Here is a 21,220-nt window from a genome sequence, read left to right on the forward strand (position 1 = left end):
GTTGAGGCCTGTCCATCGCTGCCTTCGTTGCTGGCCGGTGGTGATCCGGCATTGCTTGAAGAGAATTTAAGCAAACTGAAATTGCAGGGTCAAGCATGCTGAATAAATAATTTCAGATTGCTGAATTCCGTAGGTATGAAAAAGCCCGCACAACGGCGGGCTTCAGTCAGCAGTCGATGTAATCGCGCCATCCGATGCGATAGGCGCCGCTCTCAAGGCGGTCGATGCGTATGCCATCGGTGTTGCCCAGCTCATCCAGAAGCCGCTCCCAGTCGTCAGCCAGTTCCCCGGGCGCAGGTGTCACCGTTACGGCCTGAAGCTTTTGCACGTGTGGGGAGACAACCAGTCGCCGAACGCGGCGGCCAAGTAGCTCGTAGGAAGAGGGGGAAACTGGTGTATCTGGAATGCCTTGGTCCACGTGGGTACCTCCTTGCTGGCTGTATAAATATACAGTATTTGAGGTGTTCCCCTTTGGCAAGATTGACCGGACCAGGTGAAACGAAAAAGCCCGGCACAGGGCCGGGCTCTTGGGTGATCGGGGCGTTTAAAGCTTGCCCATTACGCGAACGGCTACCCCGATAATCCGGCAGTCTTCTCCGCACTCGACCATCTTGTACTCCGGGTTGAGTGGCTTGAGGTAGCGTCTTCCACCATCTTCGACAAGCTTCTTGAAGGTAGCCTCGCCACTGTTTGCGAGCTTTGCGATCACAAGCTTGCCTGATGTCACCTCGGCCTCGGTATCAACAAGGATCATCATTCCTTCCGGGATGCTGGTTCCGGTTGGCGAGGTCATCGAGTCGCCGCGCACCTCAAGCCAAAACGCCACGCCCTTCGAGTTGTAGTCGGATATCTCATAGCGATCAGAGAACCCAGGCGGGAAGGGCTCGACGGCCTCGGCCCACGCCCCAGCCGCCACCCAACTGATAACTGGGTAGCGATACGACATGCTGGGCTGAATAGCGGGTGCGACATTGCTCTGTGCTGCGCCATCAGTTTCAGGGCCTTCGCCAATGGCGAGCCATTCAGCCCGGAAGCCGGTGGCTTTCGCCAGGGCGTACAGGTTTTCTGGCCTCAGGCTTTTGCTTTCGCCTGAGATCCATTGAGTCACTGCTGAATTCGCAACACCGCATTCGGTTGCGATTTCGCCTTTTTTCTTGCCGCTGACCGCAATGGCCCGGGCTATCCGCTCATGTCTTTCCATAGCACCGATATTAAGTTAACTGAATTTAAGCATGCAGATGTCTTTCGGGCTCGTTGACGCAGAAACTTAAGCATGCTGAAATTGCCTCACGCACGAATGAGGATGCGCAATGAATACGCGTGACGTAGCAAAGTTTTTCGGGAGCAAGAAAAAGCTCGCCGAGGCTCTGGGTATTCAGCCCAGCGCCGTGACCATGTGGGGCGACACCGTCCCCGAGTCGAGGCAGTACCAAATCCAGGTTCTTTCACAGGGGCAATTTCGCGCCGACCGGAAGGCCCCCGGGGTCGATGAGTAAATTATCCGTCTCCTGGCATTGCGCCAGTAGATGACCAACACACCTGTAAATTTAACCAGTAGGGAGCTGTATATGAGGGCTGATCAGGGCAAGAAAGAAGCGAGCGGGGTGCTCGCTCCGTTTTCGGTCAGTGCTTCGGACCTGGGGGCGACGATATCCCAGAGCTTTCCACCTGATCGACGCCTTTTTGCAATACCGCAATCAGCTCTTTCGCCTGCTGAACACTTATCGCCAGTAGGGGAGTTTTCTGCGCTTCTTCCGGCCGTTGAAACGGCGTCGAGACGTAGCTGAATTTCACCAGCATGGCCTGCATTGCCTCAACGGTTTTGACTTCCCAGCCAGCAATTGGATTCACCGATAGTTCTTCTGACATGTCCGGTCTCCTTGGACGCTTGTTGTGTGGAAGCAAAAAGCTATCACGGATGCATCGGACACCAGTAACGCCTGAATCGCAGGCATAAAAAAACCGCCTGGCAGGGCGGTCTTCTCTACATCACAACGGGGTCGATTATGCACATAGCAATCGATGCAAGCAATACCAGCCCTATCGCGTCAGTTTTCGGTTTCTACGTGAATTTGTCACGTCAGTGTGCAGGCCATCAAGCCCGGGCAGCGGTATAGCCATGCAGTTTACCATTCACATCAATCAGTCGCTTGCCGTGGAGTGGGGCTTGAATGCCCAGCAAGCACTGCTGTTTGCGTTCGTTTACGAGTGCCCAAGCTGGGCCAAGCCAGTCAAGACGGATAGCGGGATTTACTTTGCCCTGAGCAAGGCCAAGATCGTCGAAGAGCTGCCCCTGCTGACCGATAAACCTGATACCGCATACCGCCTTCTCAGGGCCCTCAATGCAGCGGGCCTGATCGAGCTGTCCAGTACTTCCAGCATCACGTTGGTGCGACTGACAGAGAAGGGTAAAGCGTGGAATCGCAAGCTCGATGGGTCGGAAAAATATCCGACCTCTCGGACCTTTAATGGTCGGAAAAAAATCCGATCAACCTCGGAAAAATCTCCGACAAATCAAGATACCAGTAATCAAGATACCAATCAGCAGCAGCCGCGCGATTTGGCCGAGGTGATCGAGCAGCAGGATCGCAAGGCCATTGAGCCGCAGGAAGACCGCCAGCGCTTCGCCATGTTCGCCGAGTGGAATCCACCGGCAGACCTGGTTACCACCCAGCTGAAATTGGCCGGCCTGAACTTGGAGGCGCTGACCGACGAAACGCTGCAGAGCTTCTTGGGTTACTACGTCGCCAAGTCGCAGGTGTTCGACAGCAACGGCGGCTGGTGCTTCCGACTCGCCAAGTGGGCCAAGACCGAAAAAGCCAAAGGCGCAGCGGAGCAGGAAGAGGCCGGTGTCGACTGGGCCAAGAAGGGGGTTCGAGTATGACTGCCACCAACGTCCGTCAGCTGTTGGCCAACCGCCGAACCGATCCGACCTATCAGCCTCCGGTAGAGCCGGGAGCGATGCCGATCGATCCGGCAACCCGCCAAGTGATTGAAGACCTGTTTCTTCGGCTGCGTGGTGCCTGCGGTGCCTGGCGCCAATCCTGGCCAACTCCTGCGGTGATGGACGCGGCCAAGCTGGAATGGCTCGGCGAGTTTATGCGCTCGGGCATCACCCGTCTGGAGCAGATCGATCACGGCATGCGCGTGCTGAGTGCCAGCAAGTCGGCATTCATCCCGGCGCCCGGAGTGTTTGTGAGCTGGTGTTTCGCTCCCGAAGGCCTTGGCTTGCCCAGCGTCGAGAAGGCCTATGCCCAGGGCCTGCGCAACTGCCACCCGGCAATGCGCGCATCAGCGAAGTGGATGCACCCAGCCGTATACCACGCGACTGCTGCCACTGGCTTCCACAGCCTGCCACTGATGTCGCGTGAGCTCGGGCTGGCCTGCTTCGAGAAGCACTATCTGGTGCAGTGCCGGAAGATCTGGCAAGGCGAGAGCCTTGGCCCGGTACCGGTTGCCGAGCTCGCTGCACCGGCCGCCCCGCGCTCGCTGGATGTTGGCCGTGCCGCGCTTGACGCGCTGCGTTCCGCTCGGGGCGCCCGGCCATGACGAACCCAATGCTGGCTGCGCCCGACCTCGCAGAGTACCGCTGGGCGCTCTATGCCTGCGGGCATCTGCTCGACCTCACCACTGAGCCACACCCACCTGTGGGCCTGTATCGCGACGAGCAGTCGGCGAGGCTGCACGGCCTGCGTATGTGGCCCAGCACTTTCACTGTAATCGACCTGCACGGGGACGAACGCCCATGAGGCAATCCAAATTGACCAAAGCCGCCCGCGGACGGGAGTGCCAGGTGCGCATCCCGGGTATCTGCAACGGCAATCCAGAAACCACCGTTCTCGCCCATTACCGACTGGCCGGAACCTGCGGTGTCGGCAAGAAGCCGCACGACATGCAAGGCGCTTGGTGCTGCAGTGCCTGCCATGACGCCTGCGATGGCCGCAGCCGTGCAGTAGGTCGCGAACTTGCTCGCCAGTACCACGCCGAGGGCGTGATGCGCACTCAGGCCGCACTGCTCAATGAAGGAGCTCTCATCGCATGACCAATACTGCCGCCGTAAAGATCAGCGATGCAGAGATCCGCCGGCAGGCCGCCGGCCAAGTGCGTGACCTGCGGGCCCTGGGCAACCACGGCCTGTACTTCCGGTTTCACCGTTCGCGCGAGCGGGGGTCCTGGTATCTGATCCACAAGGGTAAGTGGAACCTGATCGGCTCATACCCAGAGCTGGGCGCAGCCAAGGTTGCAGCAGCCTTGCCGGATATCCGCTTGCGCTTGGAGGCTGGAGAGGGCTCCAGCCTGTCGAGCTGGCTACTGACCGGCGAGCTGCTGGCCTGGTTCGCTGAGCGCATGTCCCGCGACCGCAACCTGTCGGCCAAGCGCAAGGGCACGGCGGCGTCAGCGATCAAGCAGCACCTGGTGCCACGGCTCGGCGAGATCCCGCTGGCCCAGATCGACAAGGCGCTGCTCGACCGCGAGCTGATGTGGCCGCTGCAAGAGACGCTGTCTATCGACTACGTGCGACTGGTGTTTCAGCTGCTGGCCCTGTCATTCCGCCAGGCCTTCAAGCTCGGGCTTATCAGCTCGAACCCGATGGCCGGCATTCGCTTTGGTGACTTCTCCAAAGCCAAGGTCACGGTCAAGCCATCACGGCTGCGTGGCGTGCACCTCGAAGACCTGATGGCTCGCATGAAGAGCACCCTGGCGAACCGCCCGCAGCATGGGGTGCTGGCCCTGATGATGCTGTGTCACGGCACCCGACTGGGCGAAACCCGCCTGGCTCGATGGAGCCACATCAGCCTGGCGGAGCGGGAGTGGTTCATTCCGGCTGAGCACACCAAAACTAGCGTGCAGCACCGCCTGCCACTGACCGACCAGGTGCGCTTCCTGCTGATGGCCTACCGCGAGATCCAGCGCAACGGGGGCTATGACGGCGAGTTCGTGTTTCCGGGGCGCCAGGGCAAGCCGATGAGCGAGGCCAAGGCATCGGCCGTGTTCACCGTCATGGGGCAGGGTGAGTGGACCAGCCACGATCTGCGCAAGCTGGCCCGTACCGGCTGGGCTGACCTGGGTGTCGACCACCTGGTGGGTGAGCTGCTGATCAACCATGCCATGGGCCACAACGTGAAGGTGTACATCCAGTCCGACGTCATGGCCCGCAAGCGCGAGGCGCTGGAGAGGTGGCACGCACACCTTGATCAGAAGGGTTTCGAGTCGGTTCACGGCTTGACCGGTGATAGATCGATGGATTCATGGATTCTCTCGCGGGCCGCAGAACGTGCGGGTTTCGACGGACTTCCGGTATCCACCATAAGCGAGGATTCGAAAGCATGAAAAAGAGCCACGGACCGGCCTTCACGAAGCCGGCAATCGACCTGGCTCAGTGCTCGGAATGCCGCGGCAAAGCGGTCATCAAGGGCGTGTTTCACGATCTGCCATGCGACCGCTGCAACGCCTCGGGCTGGGTAGCGGCAGCAACTGGAGAGGCCCTAGCCCTGGATGAGCTGGTGACCCAGCTCGGCATGAGGCTGCAGGCAGCGACACGGCAGATCGAACAGTTGAAGAAGCCTCGGGCCACTGGGCCGGAGGCTCTGTATCAGGATGGCAACCGGCTGGGCGCCGGCGGCACAAACTACACGGGCGATTGAGGGGAAGGGCATGATCTATAGCAGCGTATCGGGGGCGGTAGTCGCGGCATTGGCGGCTGGTGAGAAGGGCTCAGCAAAGGGGCAGGCGTGGCAGAAGCTGTACAGGGCAGCTGAAGAGGAGGGCGGGTGCCTGGCTTCGCTGGGAGGTCAGGCGCACGGACTTGACCGGACACAAGTGGACTACTGGATTGCTGCACGTCTTCATCACCTTCTGAAGGACTGGCATTGGGATGCCTTGGTGGCGAAGTACAGCACCAACAAAGTGAAGAAGCTGCAGGCAATCACGGCCGTTCGCCCGCGCATTGCCAGCCCTGCGCCGCAGCTGTTCATCTTCAAGGCAGTGACGGCCTGGGCGATCCCTAAGTTGAAGGGCGCCCGCCGGAAAGCGCCGCGTTCGGTATCGGTCGAGGTGCCGCTGGATGCGCCTGCGTGGCGGCGTGATTCGCTGGTCAATGCTGCGGTGGCGGCAGGCCAGGCAGAGAAGCGTCGTATCGAGGGGCAGCAGGAGGAGGTGATAGTTCTGGTCGACAGCTTCTACGACATGAACACCTGGGATCTGGATGCCGCCCCAGAGTCGACACGTCGCCGATGGAGGGCCGATATCAACGAGAAACTCGACGGCATGGTCAGCGACGCACTGACCGAAGTTCGGGCGATCCTTCAGGCTGAAGGGCTGCTGATGCAAGAGGCTGCTTAACTGTCTGTTGACATCAGTGAGCGAGTGAGCGAAATTAACCCCATCCTGTCATTCCTGCGCATGTTGATGAGTGACCGTAAAGGCCGGCTATAAAGTCGGCCTTGTTTGTTTAGATGCGATCTGAACATTGGTACCATGTGACCATAAGCAGGCGTTACTACCTGTCACCCAGTTTCCGGGGATCAAACGGTTCGAATCCGGCCATGAAGGCCTCCCAGTTGGCGGTACTGTTCTTACTTGCGGTCTTGATGACTGCAATTTCCACAAACCCAGAACAACTTATCGCAATCACGCAACACACAACTGAGGATAACCTGATGATCAAAAATCTCCTGATGCAAAGCTACACATACTTCGCTACACCAATCATCTCCATCTGGTGCGGCATGATGGCAAACGGTACGATCCCCACCCCATACGAGGCTTGACCTCATCCAAAGCCCTGCAACGCGGGGCTTTGTTGTTTCTACGCCCCAGCAAATGCTGGGGCTTTTCATTTGCGCTCCCGAGATGGGAGGAATCGAGATGCCGAACATGCCCGAGAAGGACCCTGGCCTTTGGGCCGCATTGCTTACTTGGCTGATTGCACATCAGCCGCAGCTGTACACGGGCGGCATAGCCGCTGCCGTGGCCATGAGTCGCGTAATCTATGGTGGTGGACGTGGCCGCAAGATCGTACTTGAAGGCACCATCTGTGGTCTGATCGCTATCAGCCTGCTACCAGTGCTGGAGTACTTCGCGCTACCACCCAATCTCTCTGTCTTCGCCGGCTGCATGGTTGGCTTCATCGGTGTGGAGAAGTTACGCGACTACTCCGACCGATTCATGACTCGCAAGGTTGAGGGCTGATGCTATGCCGCCTAAGGCAAAGCGACCTTGCCGTGCACCGATGTGCCCGGGCAAGACCCAGGCCGATAGCGGCTACTGCGATACCCACAATCACCTGGCCAGCGGCTGGAACAATCCGGCGCGCGGCACCGCCGAGCAGCGGGGGTATGACTGGGCGTGGCGCAAGAAGCGCGCCGCCGTACTCAAGCGTGACCGTTACCTGTGCCAATGCGCCGGCTGCAAAGGTCGGCGCCTTCCTGCATCAGAAGTTGACCACATTGTGCCAAAACACATGGGTGGAACGGACGAATTCAGCAATCTGGCAGCCATAAACGAGGACTGCCACAAGGCGAAAACACAGCGGGAGGCACAAGAGGCTCGCCAGCGAACGTGAGGTGATCAGGTGGCTAAAATTGGTGAAAAAATCACCAAGTAGGGGGGCGGGGGCAAATCTCTACAACCTTCGTCCCTCTCCACCGATCGCCCAGTCTTTTTCTTACAGCCGCGAAATTAAAAAAAATCGCATTTGGCAAAAATCGGGGGGCTGAACGATGGGACGGCATGCAAAGCCCGTCGCTTTGAAGGTGCTGCAGGGCAATCCGGGCAAGCGTCGATTGGACAAGAACGCCCCCGCGCCGGCGCCGCTGGCCGAGGTGCCCGACCCGCCGGAATGGCTCGGCGATTGGGGCGTCGAGATTTGGCATGTGGTCGCGCCCTGGTTGACCCATGCCGGGATCATGGCCCGCACCGATACACACAACCTGGCCGCCTTCTGCGCGGCCTACCACCGGTGGCGGACCGCCGAAGCCGAGGTCGCAACTGCTGGCGTTACCGTAACGGACAAGAAAGGGGTCATGAAAAAGAACCCCGCATGCACGGTAATCAACGAGTCGCTACGCCAGATGGCCAGCTTCGGCGGGGCGCTGGGCCTGGACCCGGCCAGCCGGGCCCGCTTGACCGGTGGCGGCGGTACAGAGAAACCCGAGAACCCGTTCCTGTTGCTCAAAGGAGGCAGGGCCGCCGCAAAGTGAGTTGACCCCATGGCCAGTTACCCGAACGTGAACGGTGCGAACAAGTACGCCCGTGACGTGGTGGCGGGCCGGATACCTGCGTGTAAGTGGGTGCGCAAGACCTGCCAGCAACACTTGGACGACCTGGCCAAGTCAAAGAAACGTGGCTTTCGCTGGGCCTTCGACCGCGACGCGGCCGAGGTGGTAGGCGACTTCATTCAGTTGCTGCCGCATGCCAAAGGCAAGTGGGCGGCGAAGAAAGAGCTGATCAAGCTACAGCCTTGGCAACTGTTCATCTTCTGCGCGATCTTCGGTTGGGTCGACAAGAAGACCCGCAGGCGCCGTTACCGTGAAGTGTATGTCGAGGTGCCGCGCAAGAATGGCAAGAGCGTGTTGGCCGCCGGGTTGGGGCTGTACATGCTGTGCCGTGACGGTGAGTTCGGTGCCGAGGTGTATTGCGGCGCGACGACTGAGCGCCAAGCCTGGGAGGTGTTCAAGCCGGCACGGCAGATGGTTAGGCGCACGCCGCAGCTGATCGAGGCCTATGGCATTCAGGTCGCCGCCAAAAACCTGTCGATTATCGACGACGAGAGCAAGTTTGAACCGCTGATCGGCGACCCCGGCGATGGGCAGTCGCCCAGCTGCGCCCTGGTCGATGAGTTCCACGAACACCACACGGCCGCACTGTACGAAACCATGTTGACCGGCATGGGCGCTCGGGAAGAGCCGATGATGTTCGCCATCACCACGGCGGGCTACAACATCGCCGGCCCGTGCTACCTGCAGCGCAATCAGGTGATCGACAAGCTCAACGGGACGGTACCGAACGACGAGTTGTTCGGGATCATTTACACCATTGACGATGACGACGATTGGAAAGACCCGGCTGTATTGCGCAAGGCCAACCCGAACTATGACGTGTCGGTCAGCGCTGAGTTTTTGCTGAAGCGGCAGCTTGATGCGACCCGTTACCCGTCACGGCAGAACGCCTTTAAGACAAAGCATCTGAACATTTGGGTGAGCGCCAAGCTGGCTTGGCTGAACATCGCTGACTGGGAGGCGTGCGGCGACCCGACGTTGACCCTTGATCAGTTCCTGGGCCAGCCGTGCTGGGTCGGCATTGACCTGGCCAGCAAGTCCGACATTACCGCTGTGGCCCTGGTGTTCCGCGACAAAGTGGAACTGGTCACCGGCAGCGGCAAGTTGGTCGACCGTTGGACGGCATTCTGCCGGTCGTACCTGCCCGAGGGGGCCATCGAGCGCGCCGGACCAAACAAGGACGCCTATCAGGCTTGGGCGAACGCGAACTTGCTGGAGCTATGCGACGGCGAGGAAATGGACTTCGACCTGGTGCGTGACGACGTGGCCGACCTGGCCAACATGTTCGACATTCAAGATATCGCCTACGACAAATGGCGTGCGACCCAACTGGCGCACCAGCTGGAGAAGGACGGCGCCGAAGTGGTCGAGGTCGGCGGTGGTATCGCCACCATGAACTTGCCGATGCGCGAGCTTGAGGCTGCCCTGTTATCGCGTCGTTTCCGCCACTCGGCTGACCCGGTGTTCACCTGGCAGGCCGGCAACGTGGTGACCCGCGAATACAAAGGCTGCTTGACCCCGCAGAAGGCCGACGAAGGCAAGACCAACTTGCGCAAGATCGACGGCCTGGTCGCAACGCTAATGGCCATGAGCCGGGCCATGCTGGGCGAGTTTGAGCCGCAAGACCTGCTTAGCACCCTGACTGATGATGATGTTCTAACCATGTGAGAACCCTATGAAACAGTGGCTTCCTGAAGGGCTCGGGACGGCCGGCTATTGCCTGCTTGTCACTGGGCTTTACATCCAGTTCGGCCCAGGTGTGGCGTTGATCGTCGGCGGCACCCTGCTGGTGGGCGCGGCCATCAAGATGGTGAGGCGATGATTTTCGGGGCGATGTATGAGCAGCGCAGCAGCCTGGAAAATCCGAATACGCCGATGAACAGCCAGGAGCTTGCCGAGTATCTGGGCGCGGTCAACGGCATCACGGTCAGCCCGGCAATGGCGCAGAAACTGACGGCGGTCTATGCGTGTATCTACGTGCTGTCGAGCACGATGGCGCAGCTACCGCTGAACGTGTTGCGCAAGGTCGATGGCCGCATTGTTCCGGCCACCGACCACCCGGCGCACTACCTGCTGCACGATGAGCCCAACCAGTGGCAGACCTCTTACCGCTGGCGGGAAACCAAGCAGGCCCACACGTTGGGCTGGGGTAACGGCTTTACCCGCCTGGTGCGCGGCCGTAGGGGCGAGCTGCAGACGCTGGAAATGTGCGAGCCCCAAGTCACTGACCTGGTGAAAAACGGCAGTCGCTGGGTCTATGCGACCCAGGATGAAGACGGCAAGCCGCTGGCGGTGTCGCCCGAAGACATGGTGCACCTGCGCGCCATTGGTTCAGGGCGGCGAATGGGGACCAGCCCGATTCGACAGAACGCTGACACTATCGCCCTTGGCCTGGCCACGGTGCGCTACGGCAAAGAGTTTTTCGAAGGCGGCGGCCGCCCTACGGGGCTGGTCACGCTCAAGAACGGGGACTTGAAGGAAGATAGTTGGGAGCGGCTTAAAAAGGTCTGGCGTGGTGCCGTGTCTGGTCTCACTACCACCAAGAACAAGACCCTGCTGTTGCCCGCGGACTTGGATTACAAGGCCCTGACCATCGCGCCCGAGGATGCGCAGTTTCTGGAGACGCGCAAGCTGACCCGCAGCGAGATTGCCAGCATCTTCAACGTGCCGTCGCACATGATCAATGACCTTGAAAAGGCGACGTTCTCCAACATCAGCGAACAGGCCATCCAGTTCGTGCGGCATTCGGTGATGCCCTGGGTAAAGAACTGGGAAGAAGAGCTGAACCGCCGGGTGTTCACCCGGGCAGAGCGCCTGGCCGGTTACTACGTCAAGTTCAACTTGGCCGGCCTGTTGCGCGGCACCCCGAAAGAGCGCGCCGAGTTCTACCGCATTGCCATCCAAGACGGCTGGATGAACCGCAACGAAGTGCGCGTGCTGGAAGACCTCAACCCGCTGGCAGGCCTCGACTCGATGTTGCTCAACGTCAACACCCAGTTGCTCGGCGCTGATGGCTTGCCGTTACCCGTAACGCCAAAGGAATAACCCCGTGAGTGAATTTGAGAAACGCATGCTGCCCGCGCAGCTGTGCGAGCTTCGTGCTGTCTCGCCAGAAGGCGAGGGCGCCGATGCAACCTCGCCCAAGATCGCCGGCTATGCCGCCGTCTTTAACCAGCGCAGCGAAATGCTGGGCGGTTTCTTCGTCGAAGTGATCGCCCCGGGCGCCTTTGATGACGTGTTGGGCCAGGACGTGCGCGGCCTGTTCAACCATGACCCCAACTACCTGCTTGGACGCACGGCCAGCGGCACGCTGCGCCTGGCGGTGGATGCGCGCGGCCTGGCGTATGAGATCGATACACCGTCCACGCAGACCATCCGCGACTTGGTGGTCGAGCCGATCAAGCGCCGCGATATGTCCGGCAGCAGTTTCGCCATGCGCGTCGCCCAGGGCGGCGATACCTGGCACGAAGAACCCGGCGGGGTGGTGGTTCGAACGATCTACAAGATCGCCGAACTGCGCGACGTGGGGCCGGTGTCCTTTCCGGCGTATCCCGATTCAAGCGCTGCCCAGCGCTCTATGGATGCCTGGAAGCAGGCGCAACAAGAAGGCCTTGAGGGTCGTGCTCTGTTTGAGCGCGAAGCCCGCGAGCGCGTGCTTGAACTGAACGAACTTTGAACCCCTGGGGGATTTATGACACTGCAACAACTGAAAGAGCGTTACACCCAGCTGTCGGCTGAAATGCGCAGCCTGCACGAAAGTACTGGTGATGATGCCTGGACCGGTGAGGTTCGCGCCAAGTGGGAAGCCATTCGCACCGAGCTGAAAGGCATCAAGGAAAAGATCGAGCGCGAAGAAGAGCTGCGCGCCAACGATCAAAGCTTTGTCGAGGAACGCGAGCGCCTGGCTGCCAGTGGTCGCCGCCCCGGCGAGCAGCAGGAAGGCCCTGATGCCGAGCGCCGTTCGGCGTGGGACGCCTGGGCGCGTCGCGGAATGGAAGGCCTGACGGCTGAACAGCGCTCGCTGTTGACCGAAATGCGCGCTCAGGGCACCAGCCCCGCCGAGGCAGGCGGGTTCACCGTGCCGACCACCCTGCAGGCCAAAGTGATCGAAGCGCTGGTCACCTATGGCGGCATTGCGTCGGTGTGCCAACTGCTGCAGACCGACAACGGCGCGCCCATCGCCTGGGCAGTGAGTAACGGCGGCGAGGAAGAGGGCGAGCTGATCGGCGAGAACAAAGCGGCCGGTGAAAAGGATGTCGAATTTGGTGCCGCTACCCTGGGTTCGCACACGATCAGTTCGAAGATCATTCGTGTTTCCGAACAGCTGCTGCAGGACTCGGGAATCGACATGGAGACGTTCTTGACCGGACGTATCAGCAAGCGTGTTGCCCGCACCCGTAACCGCTTGATTGTCCAGGGCACTGGCGCTGCTGAAACGGCCGACGCACCGGCACAGCCGAAAGGCCTGGAGGTATCTGTAGGTCGGGGTGCAATGACGGCCAAAGCGGCCACTTTCACCTGGCAGGAAATGAACAGCCTTATTCACTCGGTTGACCCGGCCTATCGCGCGGCGCCTGGATTCCGCCTGGCTTTCAATGACAAGACGGCGCAAACCCTGGAAGAGATGGTCGACGCCAACAACCGTCCGTTGTGGCTGCCGGGCATTGCTGATGATCGTCCGGCCACCATTTTGAAACAGCAATACGTGATCGATCAGGCCATCGCCGACATTGGCGCCGGCAAGAAATTTGCGTTTGCCGGTGACTGGAACGAAGTGATCTTGCGTGCGGTGCGCAGTTTGGTTCTCAAGCGGCTGGTAGAGCGTTACGCGGAATATGGCCAAGTTGCCTTCCTGGCCTTCGTGCGCTTCGGCTTTGTCCTGCAGGACACCGCCGCCGTCAAGGCGCTGGAAGGCAAAACTGCTTAAGCCTGGAGGCGGGACCGTGCAAGCGGCCCCTGTGTGGTCATGCTGACGCTTGAGGATATCAAGGGGCATTGCCGCCTTGAGCTGGACGAAACCGAGGAAGACACGCTGCTGCGGCTCTACGGGCGGGCAGCGCGCCGCAAGGTAGAGACTTCGACCGGGCGCCGGTTGTTCCTGGTCGAGCTGCCGGACGATGCACCGCCCGATGCCGGCGGCGATGAAGTCTACCTGCGCAGCCTGCTGCCCGAGGGCGCACCGGAGAATGCGTTACCCGTAACGGATGACGTGCGCCTGGCCATGCTAATGCTGGTGGCGCACTGGTACCGCAACCGCGAGCCAGTCACCGAGGCCACGGCCAACGGTTCCAAGTCGGTCCCGTTGGCCTATGACGCCCTGGTCGGGCCCTATCGGTGGTTCAGCTTATGAGGGAGCCAGAAACGGGCGAGCTGAGCCACCGCATGGCCGTGCGTATTCGCCATGACAAACCCGCCGGGGTGGGCCAGACGTCTGAATACACCCCGGTGGCGAGGCGATGGGTCAAGGTCGAGCCCCTGGGTACGGCCACGTACACCGGCGTGCAGCAAACCGGCAACGTGATCACCCACCGGCTCTATTGCAAGTTCATCAAGGGCGTGGATATTCGGCATGAGCTGGTCGAGCGGGGCCGCGTGTTCCGCGTCAAGCGGGCCACGGCGATGAGCGGCCGGGCGGTTTGGTCGGTGATAGAGGTCGAAGAGCTGGGCCCGGACCTACCAGAAAACGAAGGGGGCACTGATGGCGAATTCAGTTTCCGTTGACGGCTACCTGCACATTGAAGGTTTCGAGAAGTTCGAAACCGAGGTGTTCAACAAGCGCAAGGTTCGCGCCGGCATGCGCAAGGTGGGCCGACTGGTCACCGGCCGCGCCCAAATGAACCTGGCGCTTGGGGGAGGCCAGGCGGGCTACCCGGAAACACGCACGGGTGCGACGGTTGATTCGATCAACTTCAAGCTGTCGCGCTCGGGCTTTCTGGTGCGTATCGCGCCGACCAAGACCAGCAGCATGGCGGCCTTCTACCCGGCGTATCTGCACTACGGGGTGCGCCTTGGGTCGCGGGTCAGAGGCTTGAGCCCGGGCCAGGGGCGTCGCGCAGCTGGCCAGCGGCAGGCGCTGCAGGTGGCGCGAAAGGCGAACGGGTGGCGTATCACGCCGCGTGACAACTACATGACCGACGCCCTGGCGGATTCAGCGAGCGACGTGCAACGCATTCTGCAGAAGACCTTTGCCGATGCGCTGTTGAACTGACGCTGCAGGCGTCGCCAAAGCCCCAGCGATGGGGCTTTTTTGTGCCCGAGGAAAACATGCGAATCACCCCCGTGATCAATCAGCTTAAAGAACGCTGCCCGGACTTCAAAGGCCGAGTGGCGGGGGGGCTGGACTGGGATCCTGTCAAAGGTAGCTCGCTGCTGGAGCTGCCGGCGGCTTACGTGATCCCCACCGGCGACGGTGCCGACGACCCCGAGCAGCAGAACGTCATTACGCAGATGGTGCGTGATGCCATCGACGTGTGCGTTGTGCTGAAGAACCACGACGAGCGCGGCCAGCAGGTGGCCGACCAAGTGCACCTGGTGCGTGCCAGTCTCTGGCGTGCCCTGGTTGGTTTCGAGCCAGACGCGGACTACGGCGAGTTGCTGTATGACGGCGGGTCGCTACTGCTGATCGATCGGGATCGGGTGGTCTACCGCTTCCGGTTCTATGCAGACTTCCAGCTCGGAAACCTTTCACTCGGCGCCGGCAGCAACCCGGAGACGTGGAAAGAGCGCGTTCTGTTGGGCCTGCCGGCGCTTGATGGCGTCGACACCGCGTATGACTTCATCGACCCCCTTGTCGATCACAACGTCGCGCAATCGGGCCCTGACGGCCGTGTCGAATTCAAAACCCGAGAGGATCTACCTCAATGACACTGATTCACCTGAAACCGGCCCCGGGGCGTGCTTGCCCGATGCCGGAGAAGGGCGGCGAGCTGCTGCCCGACGAAGGGGCCAAGGTGCCCCACAATGCCTGGTGGCAGCGCCGCCTGGCTGATGGCGACGCGGTTGTCGTCGAACCCAAAAAAGCGAGGGTGACCAAGCCATGAGCATTGGTTTCAGCAACATTCCGTCCGACCTGCGCGTGCCGCTGTTCTACGCCGAGGTTGATAGCTCGATGGCCAATAGCAATGCCGGCGCCGCGCTGCGCCGGTTGCTGGTGGGCCAGGTCAACGACGGTGTAGACAGCCAAGAGGTCGGCAACCTGGTGCTGGTGTCGCGCCAGGCCGAAGCCACCGCCATCGGCGGTACCGGCTCGATGCTGGCAGCGATGTACGAGAAGCACCGCGCCATCGATATCGCCGGCGAGGTGTGGTGTCTGCCGCTGCAGGTGACCGAAGGCACGGCGGCCACGGCGAGCGTTACCGTAACGGGCACGCCGTCGTCGGCCGGCCTGGTCAATCTGTACGTGGCTGGCAAGCGCGTGCGTACCACCGTCACCCTGGGTATGTCGGCCGAGGCGGTGGCCACCGCTGTCGCGGCCAGCGTCAACGCCTCGCTTGATCTGCCGGTCACGGCGACCGTGGAGGCGGCCGTGGTGACCCTGACGGCCAAGTTCAAGGGTGACCTGAGCAACGATATTCGGGTCGAGCTGAACCGCCTGGGCCGCACCAACGGCGAGGAAACCCCGGCCGGGCTGACGCTGGTGGTGGGTGTGATGACGGGCGGCGTTGGCAGCCCCGACATGGCGGCCGCGCTGGCTGCCCTGGGCGATGAGCCTTTCGAGTTCATCTGTCAGCCCTGGAGCGACGTGGCGACCCTGGACGCCTGGAAAGTCACCATGGAAGACACGGCCGGCCGCTGGTCCTGGGCCAAGCAACTCTATGGCCATGTGTACACCGCCAAGCGCGGCACCCTGGGCGAGCTGGTGGCGGCCGGTCGGGCGCGCAATGACCCGCACATGACGATTCACGGGTTCGAGCGCGGCGTTCCCCAGCCGGTCTGGGAAATTGCCGCGCAGTACGCCGCACGCACCGCTGTATTCATCAGCGCCGACCCAGCACGGCCGACGCAAACCGGCACGCTGCCCGGCATCGATCCGGCGCCGGCCAGCAGCCGCTTCATGCTGACCGAGCGGCAATCGCTGCTGATGAACGGCATTGCCACGGCGTACTACGAAGGCGGCAGCTACCGCATTCAGCGGGGTATCACCACCTACCAGCGCAATGCGTTTGGCCAGGCGGATGACTCTTACCTGGACAGCGAGCCGCTGCACCAGTCTGCGTATGTGATCCGCAACCTGCAAAGCCGTATCACCAGCAAATACGGGCGCAGCAAATTGGCCAACGACGGCACCAGCTTTGGCGCCGGCGCGGCCATCGTCACGCCGATTGTGATCCGGGGCGAACTGATCGCGGCGTATGGCGAGCTGGAGCGCGCCGGCATTGTCGAGAACATTGAGGCGTTCAAAGAGCACCTGATTGTCGAGCGTGATGCGAGCAACCCGAACCGCCTGAACGTGCTGTTTCCGCCTGACCTGGTCAACCAGTTGCGCGTGTTCGCGCTGCTGTACCAGTTCCGCCTGCAGTACCCCGACGCGGCGTAACCCGCATCAATCCACCCCGGCCCGCCTAGTGCGGGCTTTTTCATGGGAGCCCTTTTATGGGTCAGAAAGTCGCAGGCACCTGCTACGTCAAGGTCGATGGCGAGCAACTGGTAATCACGGGCGGCGTCGAGGCGCCGCTGTCCAAGGTCAAGCGCGAAACCGTTGTTACTGGCTATTTCAAGGAGGAAGACCGTGCCCCGTTTGTCAAGCTTGATGCAGTGATGACGCCGGGTTTCCCCATCACCAAGCTGACCAACGGCATCAACATGACCGTGACAGTCGAGTTCAAGACCGGGCGCAGCTATGTGCTGTCCGGCGCGTACCTGGTCGACGACGTGAACGTCACCGGTGACGACGGCAAGGTTTCACTCAATTTCGAAGGCATCGCAGGGGACTGGCAATAATGAGCACCACTACTCACACGTTGAGCGCACCGATTCAGGCACACGGCGAAACGCTGAACGAACTGACGCTGCGCCGCCCCACCACCCAGGAAGTACGCGCTATCAAGATGCTTCCCTATGTCCTGGGCGAATCCAATCAGCCCGTTGCTGAGGTGGAAGTGGCGGCCAAGTACATCGCGGTGTGCGCCGGTATCCCGCCGGGCTCGGTCAACCAGCTGGACCTGTCCGACCTGAACACTCTGGTGTGGATGGTGATCGGTTTTTTCCTTACGCCGGCGACGAAGGCCCCCGATTCCGAAGCCCCGAGCACCTGACCGAGCTGGCCTACGACCTGGCCTGGTACTGGAAAACCAGCCCGGAGCAGGTCAAGGAATGGCCGCTCGACGTGCTGTTCGAAAGTGAGGAAAACGCCTGGCGGATTCAAGCGTTAGCGGGGGGCAGCAATGGCGGATAAGTTCCAGCTCAAGGCGCTGATTACCGGCGTCGACAAGCTGTCGCCGGTGATGACCGGTGTACGCAAAAACGCGGCGATGCTGCGCAAGCAGTTGAATAGCTCGGGCTTGGGAAAGATCACGTTCATGGATGCAGTGCAAGGGGGGGCCATCGCGGCCCCCTTTGTCATGGGCGTTCAGGCGGCGATGAAGTTTGAAAGCGCAATGGCCGACGTGAAGAAGGTCGTTAACTTCGACACGCCCGAGCAGTTCAAGGCGATGAGCAATGACGTGCTCGACTTGTCCGAGCGGCTGCCGATGGCGGCCGATGGCATCGCGCAAATCGTCGCGGCCGGCGGGCAGTCGGGCATTGCCCGAGAGGAACTGAACAAGTTCGCCGAAGACGCGGTAAAGATGGGCGTGGCGTTCGACCAGACCGCCGCGCAGTCCGGGGAAATGATGGCCAAGTGGCGCACCGCGTTCCACATGAGCCAAGACGAAGTGGTCACCCTGGCCGACAAGATCAACTACCTGGGCAACACGGGCGCGGCCAGCACGGCGCAAATCTCGGCCATCGTGACCGCCATCGGCCCGCTGGGCGAGGTGGCGGGGGTCAACGCCGGGCAACTGGCGGCGATGGGCTCGGCATTGGCTGGGGTGGGTATCGCCCAGGACGTGGCCGCGACGGGTATCAAGAACTTCATGCTCACGATGACCGCCGGCAACGCGGCCACCAAGTCGCAGCGCGAGGCCTACAAAGCGTTGCGGCTGGACGCGAACGAAATCGCCCAGGGCATGCAGACCGACAGTGAAGGGACCATGACCCGCGTGCTCAAGACGCTGGCCAAGGTCGACAAGGCCAAGCAGGCGGCGGTTCTTACCAGCCTGTTCGGCAAGGAATCGGTAGGGGCCATCGCGCCGCTGCTGACGAACCTTGACACGCTGCAGAAGAACTTCAGGTCGGTGGGCAAGGAGGGCGACTTTGCCGGCTCGATGCAGGACGAGTACACCGCCCGGGCGGCAACCACGGAAAACGCCCTGCAGCTGCTGCAGAACCGGGTAACCCGCCTGGGCATCACGGTCGGTACGGCGCTGTTGCCGCCGTTCAACGACTTCATGGCCACGGTGGGGCCGATCATCAGCAACGTGACCGAGCTGGCCGGGGCGCACCCGTGGCTGATCAAGGGCATCCTCGGCGCCGCTGTGGGCTTTACCGTGCTGCGCCTGGCCACGGCCGCCGCAACCGGCGCGCTCACGCTGATGAACGCGGTGGCCAGCATGAGCCCCATTGGTTTGGTTGTGCGGGGTATCGCGTTGGCTGCCGGCTTGTTAATCGGCAACTGGTCAACGGTGGGGCCGTACTTCGCCAAGGTCTGGGGCATGGTGAAAGGCCCGGCGATGGCGGTGTGGGGCTGGATGAAACAGGCTTTCAGCTGGACCCCGCTCGGCATGATCGTCGCCAACTGGGGGCCGATTACGGAGTTCTTTGGGGCGGTGTGGGAGCTGATCAAAGCCCTGTCGGTGCCGTTCCTGGACTTCATGAAAACCCTGTTCGACTGGTCGCCGCTGGGCCTGATCCTCAAGCACTGGGAGCCGATTACCGGATTCTTCAAAGGCCTGTGGGACAAGCTCAAGCCGATCATTGAACCGATGATGAAGTTTCTAGGGTTCAGCTCGGACGGTGACGGCGTGGTCAAGGGGGCGACCGATAAGGTCAACGCCTGGACCGAGGAACAGAAGGCGCGTAACGAGCAGGGCCAGGGACGATTGGTCAAGCCGATCGCCCCGATGCCGCAGCTGCTGCCCGAGGCGACGACGGTGGCCAGCATGATGCGGGCGCCGGCGAATGATGGACGGGTGCCGCTGATGGCTGTGCCGTCGGTACCGGCCAGTGCGGTGCAGTCTGCAGCGGCTGCCCAGTCGCTGGCCAAGGCTGACACGCTGGCCCGGGACGCGGCGCGTGGTCGACCATTACCTGGGGCAACCCCGGGCGGCAGCCTGCCTACTGCGCGCGGTTCGCTGGTTCAGCAAACAGCCGCGGCTTCGAAAACCGAGCTGCAGGGCTCAATGGTCGTGCGCTTCGACAATGCCCCGCCGGGTATGGTCGTGAACCCAGCGCAAACCAACCAGCCCGGGCTGTCGGTCACGCCGAGCGTGGGTTATCGCTCACTGGGGAGGACGTGATAAATGTCGGGAACATGGCGGGAGAAGCGGCAACCGGCATCCTTTCGTGGGGTGCCGTTCTTTGTCGAGAGTGATTCAACCCCGGTCGGCCGGCGCACGCAGTTGCATGAGTACCCCCAGCGCGATAAGCCGCTGGTGGAAGACATGGGTGCGAAGACGCGGGTAGTCCAGATGACGGCGTTTATCGTCGGCGAAGATTGCCTGTTTCAACGTGACAACCTGCTGCACGCGCTGAACCAACCGGGCTCTGGCGAGCTGGTGCACCCGTGGTTCGGGCGTATGACGGTCACCCCGGGCGAGGCCTGCGACGTGTCGCACGAACGCCGCGAAGGCGGCCTGGTGCGATTTGAACTGGAGTTCATCGAAGCCGGCGAGAAGGGCTACCCAGTCGGTGTGCCCAACCCGGCCAGCCAGCTGGAAGACGATTCGGAAAGCCTGCTTGAGTCGGCCATTGCTCGCTACAAGGCAGCAATGGCCGTGGTCAACAAAGCGCGGCTGGCCGTGGTCGCCCTGCAGAACGGCATAGCCGGCATTCAGATGGCTATACAGCGCGAGCTGGGCCAGGTGTTGGGGCTGGTGTCGTCGGTCGAGGCGCTGGCCGACATGCTGATCAACGCCCCGGGCAACTTCGCGGCGATGATTCGCGCCCAGTTCGCCAGTGTTGGCGGTAGCAACCGGTCGTCTGGCTACCGCTGGGGCCCCTCGGGGGGCAGTTCGGGCGCAACCGGGGTCGAGGCTGACCCCGAGTTTGCGCGCACCGTGGCGCGGCTTACAGGCACCGAGCCGGAATTCAGCAGCTTTGTGTCGGCGTCACGCGACATCACCAACCAGATTGAGCTGGCCCAGGGGCTGAGCGGCGAGCTGCAGGGCAGTGCTGCAGCGGCGAATGCCGACGGCGGGCTGGCCACGGCTGCCGTGGTACAGGCGGCACGCGAGCTGATGCGTGACACGCTGATCGTGCAGGCCGTGCGCGTTGCCGCGTCGATGCCAGTGGTGTCGGCGCCGGCGGCGTTGCCCGGGGTACCGGGCTTGGCGCAGCAGGTGGCGGCGCCGATTGATCGGCCGCAGGTGCCGGTGGCGGCGGACGTGATCGCGCTGCGCGAGGCGATCAGTGACGCGCTGTGGTCGGCATCGCTGATGGCCACGCATGAGCACTTCCAGCTGCTGGAGGCAGTGCGCAAGCGCGTTCGGGATCACCTGACGGCTGTGGCCGGCGCCGGTGTGCGCCTGGTCGAGGTTGAGCGCAAGGAAAGCCTGCCGGCGGTAGTGCTGGCTTATCAGTTGTTCGCTGACGCATCCCGCGCCGGCGAAATCGTTACGCGTAACAAAGTGAAGCACCCCGGGTTTCTGCCGGCCGGGGTGCTGCAGGTCGCCCAGGAGTAACCC

At 61.8% G+C, this 21,220-nt stretch carries 28 protein-coding genes and 1 pseudogene; 26 read left to right on the forward strand and 3 right to left on the reverse strand.

Features of this window, described 5'->3' with window-relative positions; all coding sequences use genetic code 11:
- Positions 1-166 precede the first annotated feature (166 nt).
- On the reverse strand, positions 167-418 hold the full coding sequence (locus FW760_RS01070) for a DUF1654 domain-containing protein (RefSeq protein ID WP_446443495.1): 252 nt from the start codon (positions 416-418) through the stop codon (positions 167-169).
- A gap of 126 nt (positions 419-544) precedes the next feature.
- A complete protein-coding gene (locus FW760_RS01075) occupies positions 545-1,201 on the reverse strand; it encodes a LexA family protein (RefSeq protein ID WP_446443496.1) in 657 nt (218 codons plus the stop codon).
- Positions 1,202-1,310: 109 nt separating this feature from the next.
- Between FW760_RS01075 and FW760_RS01080 the strand changes: the two genes are divergently transcribed.
- Positions 1,311-1,496 carry a Cro/CI family transcriptional regulator gene (locus FW760_RS01080; protein WP_446443497.1) on the forward strand — a complete coding sequence of 62 codons (186 nt, stop codon included), beginning with the start codon at positions 1,311-1,313 and terminating at the stop codon, positions 1,494-1,496.
- A 127-nt stretch (positions 1,497-1,623) separates the two neighbouring features.
- Here FW760_RS01080 and FW760_RS01085 read toward each other — a convergent pair whose 3' ends face one another.
- The gene (locus tag FW760_RS01085) at positions 1,624-1,869 is read right to left on the reverse strand and encodes a hypothetical protein (protein ID WP_446443498.1); all 246 of its coding nucleotides are present in this window, start codon (positions 1,867-1,869) and stop codon (positions 1,624-1,626) included.
- A 250-nt stretch (positions 1,870-2,119) separates the two neighbouring features.
- Here FW760_RS01085 and FW760_RS01090 point away from each other — a divergent pair, with 250 nt between their 5' ends.
- The 25 genes and pseudogenes from FW760_RS01090 to FW760_RS01210 all read left to right on the forward strand — a co-directional run bounded on the left by FW760_RS01090 (position 2,120) and on the right by FW760_RS01210 (position 21,217).
- Positions 2,120-2,884 (forward strand): DnaT-like ssDNA-binding domain-containing protein, encoded by a 765-nt coding sequence (locus FW760_RS01090; protein WP_446443499.1) that lies wholly within the window; start codon positions 2,120-2,122, stop codon positions 2,882-2,884.
- Complete coding sequence (locus FW760_RS01095) at positions 2,881-3,549, forward strand: replication protein P (protein ID WP_446443500.1); 669 nt, start codon at positions 2,881-2,883, stop codon at positions 3,547-3,549. The genes FW760_RS01090 and FW760_RS01095 overlap by 4 nt, the downstream gene beginning before the upstream one ends.
- 196 nt (positions 3,550-3,745) lie before the next feature.
- A complete protein-coding gene (locus FW760_RS01100; protein ID WP_446443501.1) occupies positions 3,746-4,042 on the forward strand; it encodes a DUF1364 domain-containing protein in 297 nt (98 codons plus the stop codon).
- A complete protein-coding gene (locus FW760_RS01105; RefSeq protein ID WP_446443502.1) occupies positions 4,039-5,331 on the forward strand; it encodes a tyrosine-type recombinase/integrase in 1,293 nt (430 codons plus the stop codon). Before FW760_RS01100 ends, FW760_RS01105 begins: the two co-directional genes overlap by 4 nt.
- Positions 5,328-5,645: a hypothetical protein gene (locus FW760_RS01110; protein WP_446443503.1), complete on the forward strand. Its 318-nt coding sequence runs from the start codon at positions 5,328-5,330 to the stop codon at positions 5,643-5,645. The genes FW760_RS01105 and FW760_RS01110 overlap by 4 nt, the downstream gene beginning before the upstream one ends.
- 10 nt (positions 5,646-5,655) lie before the next feature.
- On the forward strand, positions 5,656-6,342 hold the full coding sequence (locus tag FW760_RS01115) for a hypothetical protein (protein WP_446443504.1): 687 nt from the start codon (positions 5,656-5,658) through the stop codon (positions 6,340-6,342).
- Positions 6,343-6,545: 203 nt separating this feature from the next.
- On the forward strand, positions 6,546-6,770 hold the full coding sequence (locus FW760_RS01120; protein ID WP_446443505.1) for a hypothetical protein: 225 nt from the start codon (positions 6,546-6,548) through the stop codon (positions 6,768-6,770).
- Between the two features lie 97 nt (positions 6,771-6,867).
- Entirely contained in the window at positions 6,868-7,191 is a 324-nt protein-coding gene (locus tag FW760_RS01125; RefSeq protein WP_446443506.1) for a phage holin, lambda family, read from the forward strand.
- A 40-nt stretch (positions 7,192-7,231) separates the two neighbouring features.
- Positions 7,232-7,564, forward strand: a complete 333-nt coding sequence (locus FW760_RS01130; protein ID WP_446443507.1) for an HNH endonuclease — start codon at positions 7,232-7,234, stop codon at positions 7,562-7,564.
- A 190-nt stretch (positions 7,565-7,754) separates the two neighbouring features.
- Positions 7,755-8,201 (forward strand): phage terminase small subunit P27 family, encoded by a 447-nt coding sequence (locus tag FW760_RS01135; protein ID WP_446443670.1) that lies wholly within the window; start codon positions 7,755-7,757, stop codon positions 8,199-8,201.
- A gap of 9 nt (positions 8,202-8,210) precedes the next feature.
- A complete protein-coding gene (locus tag FW760_RS01140; RefSeq protein ID WP_446443508.1) occupies positions 8,211-9,947 on the forward strand; it encodes a terminase large subunit in 1,737 nt (578 codons plus the stop codon).
- Between the two features lie 7 nt (positions 9,948-9,954).
- Entirely contained in the window at positions 9,955-10,101 is a 147-nt protein-coding gene (locus FW760_RS01145) for a hypothetical protein (protein WP_446443509.1), read from the forward strand.
- Positions 10,098-11,324 (forward strand): phage portal protein, encoded by a 1,227-nt coding sequence (locus FW760_RS01150; RefSeq protein ID WP_446443510.1) that lies wholly within the window; start codon positions 10,098-10,100, stop codon positions 11,322-11,324. Before FW760_RS01145 ends, FW760_RS01150 begins: the two co-directional genes overlap by 4 nt.
- 139 nt (positions 11,325-11,463) lie before the next feature.
- Positions 11,464-11,814, forward strand: a pseudogene (locus FW760_RS01155) (HK97 family phage prohead protease); the annotation flags it as partial.
- 156 nt (positions 11,815-11,970) lie between these two features.
- Complete coding sequence (locus FW760_RS01160; RefSeq protein ID WP_446443511.1) at positions 11,971-13,206, forward strand: phage major capsid protein; 1,236 nt, start codon at positions 11,971-11,973, stop codon at positions 13,204-13,206.
- Positions 13,207-13,245: 39 nt separating this feature from the next.
- A complete protein-coding gene (locus FW760_RS01165; RefSeq protein WP_446443512.1) occupies positions 13,246-13,629 on the forward strand; it encodes a head-tail connector protein in 384 nt (127 codons plus the stop codon).
- Positions 13,626-14,000 (forward strand): head-tail adaptor protein, encoded by a 375-nt coding sequence (locus tag FW760_RS01170; RefSeq protein WP_446443513.1) that lies wholly within the window; start codon positions 13,626-13,628, stop codon positions 13,998-14,000. The genes FW760_RS01165 and FW760_RS01170 overlap by 4 nt, the downstream gene beginning before the upstream one ends.
- Complete coding sequence (locus FW760_RS01175) at positions 13,978-14,487, forward strand: hypothetical protein (protein ID WP_116054691.1); 510 nt, start codon at positions 13,978-13,980, stop codon at positions 14,485-14,487. The genes FW760_RS01170 and FW760_RS01175 overlap by 23 nt, the downstream gene beginning before the upstream one ends.
- 56 nt (positions 14,488-14,543) lie before the next feature.
- On the forward strand, positions 14,544-15,143 hold the full coding sequence (locus FW760_RS01180) for a phage tail terminator protein (RefSeq protein WP_446443514.1): 600 nt from the start codon (positions 14,544-14,546) through the stop codon (positions 15,141-15,143).
- Positions 15,140-15,319, forward strand: coding sequence for a DUF2635 domain-containing protein (locus FW760_RS01185; RefSeq protein ID WP_043863306.1), 180 nt, complete (start codon positions 15,140-15,142; stop codon positions 15,317-15,319). The genes FW760_RS01180 and FW760_RS01185 overlap by 4 nt, the downstream gene beginning before the upstream one ends.
- On the forward strand, positions 15,316-16,815 hold the full coding sequence (locus tag FW760_RS01190) for a phage tail sheath subtilisin-like domain-containing protein (protein ID WP_446443515.1): 1,500 nt from the start codon (positions 15,316-15,318) through the stop codon (positions 16,813-16,815). The genes FW760_RS01185 and FW760_RS01190 overlap by 4 nt, the downstream gene beginning before the upstream one ends.
- 56 nt (positions 16,816-16,871) lie before the next feature.
- Complete coding sequence (locus FW760_RS01195; protein ID WP_446443516.1) at positions 16,872-17,219, forward strand: phage tail tube protein; 348 nt, start codon at positions 16,872-16,874, stop codon at positions 17,217-17,219.
- Positions 17,219-17,533, forward strand: coding sequence for a phage tail assembly protein (locus FW760_RS01200; protein ID WP_043863309.1), 315 nt, complete (start codon positions 17,219-17,221; stop codon positions 17,531-17,533). The genes FW760_RS01195 and FW760_RS01200 overlap by 1 nt, the downstream gene beginning before the upstream one ends.
- A gap of 129 nt (positions 17,534-17,662) precedes the next feature.
- Positions 17,663-19,834 (forward strand): phage tail tape measure protein, encoded by a 2,172-nt coding sequence (locus FW760_RS01205; protein WP_446443517.1) that lies wholly within the window; start codon positions 17,663-17,665, stop codon positions 19,832-19,834.
- Between the two features lie 3 nt (positions 19,835-19,837).
- Positions 19,838-21,217 carry a DNA circularization protein gene (locus FW760_RS01210; protein WP_446443518.1) on the forward strand — a complete coding sequence of 460 codons (1,380 nt, stop codon included), beginning with the start codon at positions 19,838-19,840 and terminating at the stop codon, positions 21,215-21,217.
- The last annotated feature ends 3 nt before the right edge of the window (positions 21,218-21,220 follow it).

The organism is Pseudomonas sp. 1176_21, assembly GCF_052850635.1.